The sequence below is a fragment of the Massilia sp. MP_M2 genome (genome assembly GCF_039123635.1).
Classification (GTDB): domain Bacteria; phylum Pseudomonadota; class Gammaproteobacteria; order Burkholderiales; family Burkholderiaceae_D; genus Telluria.
Window position 1 is genome coordinate 127829 of sequence record NZ_JBCHJF010000013.1, and the last position, 6385, is coordinate 134213.

General features: G+C 52.9%; 11 protein-coding genes. All 11 read left to right on the plus strand.

The features are described 5' to 3' along the window. The first annotated feature begins 9 nt into the window (after positions 1-9). The 11 genes from RCH14_RS22580 to RCH14_RS22630 all read left to right on the plus strand — a co-directional run bounded on the left by RCH14_RS22580 (position 10) and on the right by RCH14_RS22630 (position 6200). Entirely contained in the window at positions 10-441 is a 432-nt protein-coding gene (locus RCH14_RS22580) for a hypothetical protein (RefSeq protein ID WP_343028350.1), read from the plus strand. A gap of 20 nt (positions 442-461) precedes the next feature. After that, positions 462-761: a hypothetical protein gene (locus tag RCH14_RS22585; RefSeq protein WP_343028351.1), complete on the plus strand. Its 300-nt coding sequence runs from the start codon at positions 462-464 to the stop codon at positions 759-761. Between the two features lie 14 nt (positions 762-775). Then, complete coding sequence (locus tag RCH14_RS22590; RefSeq protein ID WP_343028352.1) at positions 776-1984, plus strand: hypothetical protein; 1209 nt, start codon at positions 776-778, stop codon at positions 1982-1984. Between the two features lie 26 nt (positions 1985-2010). Then, entirely contained in the window at positions 2011-2715 is a 705-nt protein-coding gene (locus RCH14_RS22595; RefSeq protein ID WP_343028353.1) for a DUF2786 domain-containing protein, read from the plus strand. Between the two features lie 259 nt (positions 2716-2974). Next, on the plus strand, positions 2975-3550 hold the full coding sequence (locus RCH14_RS22600) for a hypothetical protein (protein WP_343028354.1): 576 nt from the start codon (positions 2975-2977) through the stop codon (positions 3548-3550). An 8-nt stretch (positions 3551-3558) separates the two neighbouring features. Then, positions 3559-4035: a hypothetical protein gene (locus tag RCH14_RS22605; RefSeq protein ID WP_343028355.1), complete on the plus strand. Its 477-nt coding sequence runs from the start codon at positions 3559-3561 to the stop codon at positions 4033-4035. Positions 4036-4139: 104 nt separating this feature from the next. Then, positions 4140-4433 carry a hypothetical protein gene (locus RCH14_RS22610; protein WP_343028356.1) on the plus strand — a complete coding sequence of 98 codons (294 nt, stop codon included), beginning with the start codon at positions 4140-4142 and terminating at the stop codon, positions 4431-4433. A gap of 170 nt (positions 4434-4603) precedes the next feature. Beyond that, complete coding sequence (locus RCH14_RS22615) at positions 4604-4921, plus strand: hypothetical protein (RefSeq protein ID WP_343028357.1); 318 nt, start codon at positions 4604-4606, stop codon at positions 4919-4921. Positions 4922-4969: 48 nt separating this feature from the next. Next, complete coding sequence (locus RCH14_RS22620; protein WP_343028358.1) at positions 4970-5209, plus strand: hypothetical protein; 240 nt, start codon at positions 4970-4972, stop codon at positions 5207-5209. Next, positions 5206-5652, plus strand: coding sequence for a hypothetical protein (locus RCH14_RS22625; protein ID WP_343028359.1), 447 nt, complete (start codon positions 5206-5208; stop codon positions 5650-5652). The genes RCH14_RS22620 and RCH14_RS22625 overlap by 4 nt, the downstream gene beginning before the upstream one ends. A 242-nt stretch (positions 5653-5894) precedes the next feature. Then, positions 5895-6200: a hypothetical protein gene (locus tag RCH14_RS22630; RefSeq protein ID WP_343028360.1), complete on the plus strand. Its 306-nt coding sequence runs from the start codon at positions 5895-5897 to the stop codon at positions 6198-6200. Positions 6201-6385 lie beyond the last annotated feature (185 nt).

Genomic DNA, 6385 nt, shown 5'->3' on the forward strand with positions numbered 1-6385 from the left:
AAAATAATAGTGGCGAAAATTAAAAAAGTGCAGATAACCACTCTTGCTGCGGGTCTGGATGATAAGCTAAGAATCTGCTGGACAACGGTCGAAACGCGCCGATTGGGCTGGGAGTCCTCGCAAGAGCTTATGCGCTTATTCGCAGGCTTTTATGTTCTTCGTCTCCAGCCTTTGCTGAGCGAACATGACGGCGAGCGTCGCGCTGTCAACGCGGTCCTTCGTTCGCGGATCGGTTTAGGCTATTCATGGTACGCCTGTCTTAGCTTCCTCTCCGGCGCGCGTGCAAAAGCCGTGTTCGCAAAGCATAGTGATGTCGTCCGAGAAGTAGGTGGCTCTGAAATGATGTTGATCCTTAATCAAGTCATGCCGACCCTGCTGGATGTTATATCAAAGTCCACCGTGCAAAATCACGAGCGTACTAGGACGGGAAGTCCGGAGTGAATCAGAATTATCGATATGTAATGAGAGCCAAGGAAAACATGAGTCAATCAATATACCTTGTGTGCGAGGATACGAAGCAGGTCGTGCACGTAAGTGAAAGTTCGTCTAGTTGGTTCCGTGGGGCCGATTCGTCCTTCGTGGTCGGAGCTTTCTGCGAAGCGCACTTTGGTCAGTCGCTCTCGGTCATTGATGAAACATGGCACATCGACGAATACACCGAATGGACCGTCGCAAACGTCGAAAAGCAGTTCGCCTTAATCGCGCCTGAGAAAAAAAGCTACTTGGCTGGTATCCGCGACTCCCTCAACGAATCAGCTTGAACAGACCGGAAAATATGGACGAACAGGCATACCATGCTGCTGTGATGGCGAAACTGCAGCAAGCTGATAAGGGCTTGTCGCTGCTACCACATCCGGCCCGGTTGAAGGCAATTAGCGAATTGACTGGGACATCGGTTGCGGACGAGGTGACGCGAGCGATTCATGTGTGGTCCGGGTTATGCGAAAGCGTTGAACTCGGTCGGCAGGCTGTCGAAATGTTGCGCAATCCGACCATCGGCATCGCGACATTCTTGGAAGTCATGACGACACGCAGCTCGTCATTCCGCTCGCTAGTGCTTCGGATGTCTCATGACGGCGCGAACGCGAACTTTGGCAACGTCGAAGGCATGGTTATTGACTCACGCCAGCGCTTGCTGGAGTGGCCGGTCTTCCAGACCCGCGATACGCTGGAGCAGCGTTTGGCACTTACCGATATTGGCGCGGACATGCCGTGCCAATTCTTCCGCTTGCCCTATGACCGCATATTTTTGGAGTGCGGGGAAACGCGCTCCAGTCCGCTTCGCATCCACAACGCGCAATCCGGGGAGCATGTCTTCGAAGGCGCTTATCTTGAGCAGTTTTCGCAGGTCCTCAAGGGCGTACCTGTGCGCGTGGTCTACATCATGCTGATCGGCTCGCCGGTCGGGAAAGCACACCTCGCCGATGATGCCTACTACACGCTCTCGGTAATTTTCGAGGACGAAGAGGATTCCTTGGAGACGGTGTTGAACCGCGTATTTGAGCACACACACGAGACGGTACGTGAAAACGCGTCGATTCTGCCAACAGGTCACTTCCGTGACTTTGGAGAGAAGGACAGGGCGTCGATCCGGGCAGCGGTCTTCCACGTGGCAAAAGTGCTGCTGTACCTGAACTCGCAAGACGCGCGGACGGAATGGCTCAAGGAGCGTGGCGCGCTCACCAAGCAGCTTGCAGGGCTGCGGGGTGGGGGCAAGATCAGCAAGGTCCAACGCAAGCTGCACAAGGCGTATGACCGCATTCTGATAGGTACGCCGAACCTGCCCAAGCTCGACGCGTTCGCTGCCGTAGGGACGATCCAGACCGGCCAGAAGAGCGCTCACTGGCGCAGGGGGCACTTCCGCAATCAAGCTTACGGCCCGAGCTGGTCACTGCACCGCGCAGTCTATATCGAGCCCGTGCTAGTGCATGGCGAGCTGGAGTCGGCCGTTCCCTCGCGGAAGACATACAAGATCGGCAATTAACGTGATGCATCATCAAGAGAAAAACTATGGATCGTGATACCGCTCTACGCAAGATTCAGAAATGCCTGAACTTGTCTAAGTCGTCTGAGCCGCACGAGGCGGCGCGGGCACTGCGTCACGCGCAAGTGCTGATGGATGAATTCAACGTTGAGCATCCTGAATTGTTAGCAGCGGGAGTTAGCGAGGGCACTGCTCCAAGCCGTGCTACTAAAAGTCCACCATCATACGAATTGCATTTAGCCCATATCGTCGCCGAAGCATTCGGCTGCAATATGGTTTTCTCGCAGGGTCTTGCGATCTGCAAGATTGGCGGCGCTTATACGTTTATCGGGCTTGGAACTTCAGCAGAAATTGCCAGCTATACCTTTACTGTTTTAGCGCGTAAGCTGAAAACCTCACGAGCCGATTACACAAAGACCAGACTTACCCGCTATACCAAGAATAAGGTGGCCGCTGCTGACCAATTCTGTGACGGTTGGGTGCGAGCCGTAGCTCGTGCCGTCCCGTCAGCACTGGGTGATGACAGTCGAGATGGATCAATAGCAGCCTATATGGATATTACATACCCTGAATTGGGCAAGTTAAAGGCGCGCAGGCGTGAGCTGGCGAACGCAAGTCGCGCAATCGATCACGTGGTGAATGGATATATTGAAGGCAAGAAAGCGCATGTCAATACTGCAATCAGCAGCGGGGATATAGAGAAACGGTCCCTGTCCATGAGTAGTCAATAAATCCGAAGGAAATATTATGATTGGTTGTTGTGGCTGTGAAATGGAGAAGTTTAGAGCTTCGAGTAATCAGACCAAGCGTTCTAGGCTGGACACGTTCAGAGCGCTCCTGAGCGGCAGCAGTGATGACTCGCGTTTGGGCGCAGTGGTTGAGCGTTTGACCGGCGAGGGGTGGACCGAGGAACAAATTGCTCGCGTCAAAGCGTGCAAATGCGACTGTCATGTAGATGGACAAGCGGTGCTCTGTTGAATAGGGAAAATTATGGCGCGTGCAATTAGATGCGAATACGGGCAATACTTTCTGGTATGCCTCTTGTCGGGCCGCTGGTCCGCAGTTTGGTATGCTTTTAAAGGGACTGATGCTTTCCAAGCAATCCTACGAGAAGATCAAGGTTGGTTTGACAACCAGACCAGCTACGCGAGGCCCAAAGTTCACGATACCCGTACCAAAGCCTTGCAGGAGATCATCAAAAGCCTTCGCGACGCGCCCATGATTCTCGATGATGGAGCCTATTACGAGATTGAGATTAAAAAGGCGCAACGAGCGCTTGACCTAGCTCTGCACGCCGACGCTAAGGCAGGCCCTATCGAGCCAAAAGTCATAGACTGCGATGCGAGCATGGAACACAGCGAAAGCAAGCAGCAACGGAAAAACCGGATTGATTTCCAACGTGAGGCAATCAGCACAGCGCTGCGTTTTACTGATTGGTCGGAGCGGACTGGCCACGGGCTCAGTATTTCCACCTTTTTCAATCAGTTTGATTACAGAGGCCCTTATACGGGAGATGTGTACCAAGCGGTCGAACGGATTCTGCACGCAGCTCTGCTGCCGGAGTAAAAGGCCCTATGGACACAATTATCCTAGTCAGCGATCTGACGAAAGAGCAGGCTTCCCAGTTGCTGGGCGATGCGTGGTGGGGCGGAAAAAATCTTGGTCTGCCTCGTAAAGATCATGACTACACTGGCAATGATGACGGGACTGGATACGTCAAGGTCAGTGTCCCATTGGAGATGATTCGCCCGAACGAGGCTGGAGACCGTTACGATGGAACGGTCAATGCCGAACGGCTCGTTGTATATGTGAATACGGAAATTGAAACACCAATCCACCTCGTGTTTGGCGAACGTATGGAAAAAAGAGGGGCACAACATGCGAATGTTATGGACGGCGGGCATAGAGTTTCTGCTGCTCGCCTGCGGCAAGACTCGCATATCCGCGCCGTCATGCAGCGGTCTGATTATGAAAGGCTTCAGCTCTGTTTCGAACAGAGACTTGAAGAGCGAGCGTGTCGCGATCACGACTCCCAGTCATTCGATATGTGAACAAGGAAAATAGGCGCAAGCGGCTTTATCGCTTAGAATAAAGTTCTTGACACCGTTCCCGGATACGGTATTATGGTATATCACCTAAAAGATTCGGATTTCATATGACTGTCGATGCGGCACAACGCCAGCAAGCGGATTTAAAGCTCACCGATGTTTTTCGTGACTTACTGAGCGGAGAATGGGACAGCATGCCGGTCGCGCGGTTCTTCGAAGAAAAGGTGGTATGCGAATACCACTCCGTCACCAACAGCATGGGCAAGCCTGTGCGCCGCTGGCCGGGTCCGCAGAAGAATGTGTTTTCTTGGGTCGAGCTGAGCAATGGTAAGGCAGTCGGATGGAATGAGAACCCATCGCGGGGCTGGACGTTCCCCGTAGTCAGCATGAAGGAGAAATGATGGCAATTCCCAAAGGCATCAGTAATCATCCGGGGGTTGAGCGCGTGGTGCCCGGCGATGATCAAGGATCGGACAGAAAATATTGGGTGTTTCCGCTACTTCATTCGATTTGTAAGTATCTGCGCCCGCGTTTGCGGGCAGCGGTTTTTTAGCCAACCTGAGAGTAAAGCATGGACCAAAGCAATATCTTGAATAACGACCTAGCGATGGCGATTCTTCGCGACGCTGCTGAAAAGCTCAAGGCTCTTGGTGTGCACTGCATCGTTAGCCCTTTGTCGCTACCGCAGGGGGTTTCAGTGAGCCTGCATGCGGGCACGTCAGCGGTAGTGTCTACTGCTGCAGATGTCGCATCAGAACGCGGTGGGGAATATGCGCACGCCGTGGAAACCAATAAGCAGTTTTCCGCAATGGTCGCAAACGCTCTTGCTGATCAGGCGATCATGCCTGATTACATTGCTGCGATGGGCCGCGAAAACAACACAAATTAGTAGGTTGGTAAAAAAAACTTCGTGCAATTTCTTACTGGAAATCCAAATATGAAACTCATCTATAAAGACAGCAAAAAGCCCGTCAAGGTTGGTGATCCGGTGGTGGTTGGCGGAGTCACGACAACGGTTGATGACTTCCCTCAGCCCCATAAGCCGAACAGCGAAGGCAAGGTCACGCTGGGAACCGGGGCAACCTACTATGTGTCGGTCATCGGCGCAGAATGGGTAGATCGAGAAGATCGCGCAGGTTGGGGTGTTTCTGCCGTTGCGACAGGGGAGCATAAATGATGAGATTCGAGCGAATTGACAAGCTTGTGGTTCAGCACGACTTCAGCTTTCAGGCATGGAGCGACCGTTACAGCAAGGGCGTGTGGGCCGCGCTTGGAACTTTGGAGAACGAGGTGGATACGGTGCGTGACCTGTCCAGCGCGGGCGACGGCGACATGATTCCGGCAATGGAATACATCGATTCAGCGCAGTGGCTTCCCTATGCCACTGGCCGCACGCTGGCTGAGGCGATGTCCAAGCTCGAAGCGATTTTGGCAGGCCTGCCTGCCGACCAGCTCGCGCGCGGAACGGACTGGTCCGGCTTGGTGTTCGAGGCTATAGGTGTGCTCAGGCATGCGGAACAAGCCAGCATGACTTACGGCGGTATTGATGGCACGTTGTCCCGCCTTCCGGCTTCTTTTGAAGACGCTTTGGCGCAGGCGCAATCATCCTCGCAAACATGAAGGGAAATTGATGACTCTGGACCAATGGGCTGCACGGTGCGCTCTGGCAATAGATTCCAATTTCCGTGGCCGGAATGTGCGGGTATTCAGTAATGACGCTCGGCACCAATTGAACGCTCGTATTCGTCGCGCTACCATCCGTCGCTGGATCGTTGAGCTGCGGCTCGCCAAGCACCCCGAAACTGCATCGGGGGTTGCTCGGAACGTACTCTGTCGCATCAATTGACGTAGGTGGCGAGCAAATGAATTACAAATTCCGGTTGTTGATATTAAAACATTTGAGTCCTCAAGCGCTAGAAACGCCGTTAATGAGATTGCTAGTAAGTCATGAGTCACGTATGGACATGCTAAAGCATCAAGATCAACCCTGCGCAGAGATTACTCCAGCAGCCGTTCAATGGATTGCATGGGGCGGGTACATGGCAATCCCGCTGGCCTGTGCCGGACTGGGATGGTTATCTGGCGCAGAAGGATGGATTTTGGGTGGTGCAATGATTGGTATGTTAGTTGCGTTAATCTGGTTGTTTCTTTGGAAGCTATTAGAATAAACGCCCAGTTATCCGCCAAACCGGTATTTTGCTACTAAACTCGTGATAAGATCAAGTTTCTTGGCGGCAATCCCATAATTCGACTTCTGGATATTTATGCAAGTGACGATTAAAACCGACTCCGAAACTCTGGCTGAACTCGACCTTACGGTCGAACAGTTCGAGCATGCAGCCAGTCAGGCCCT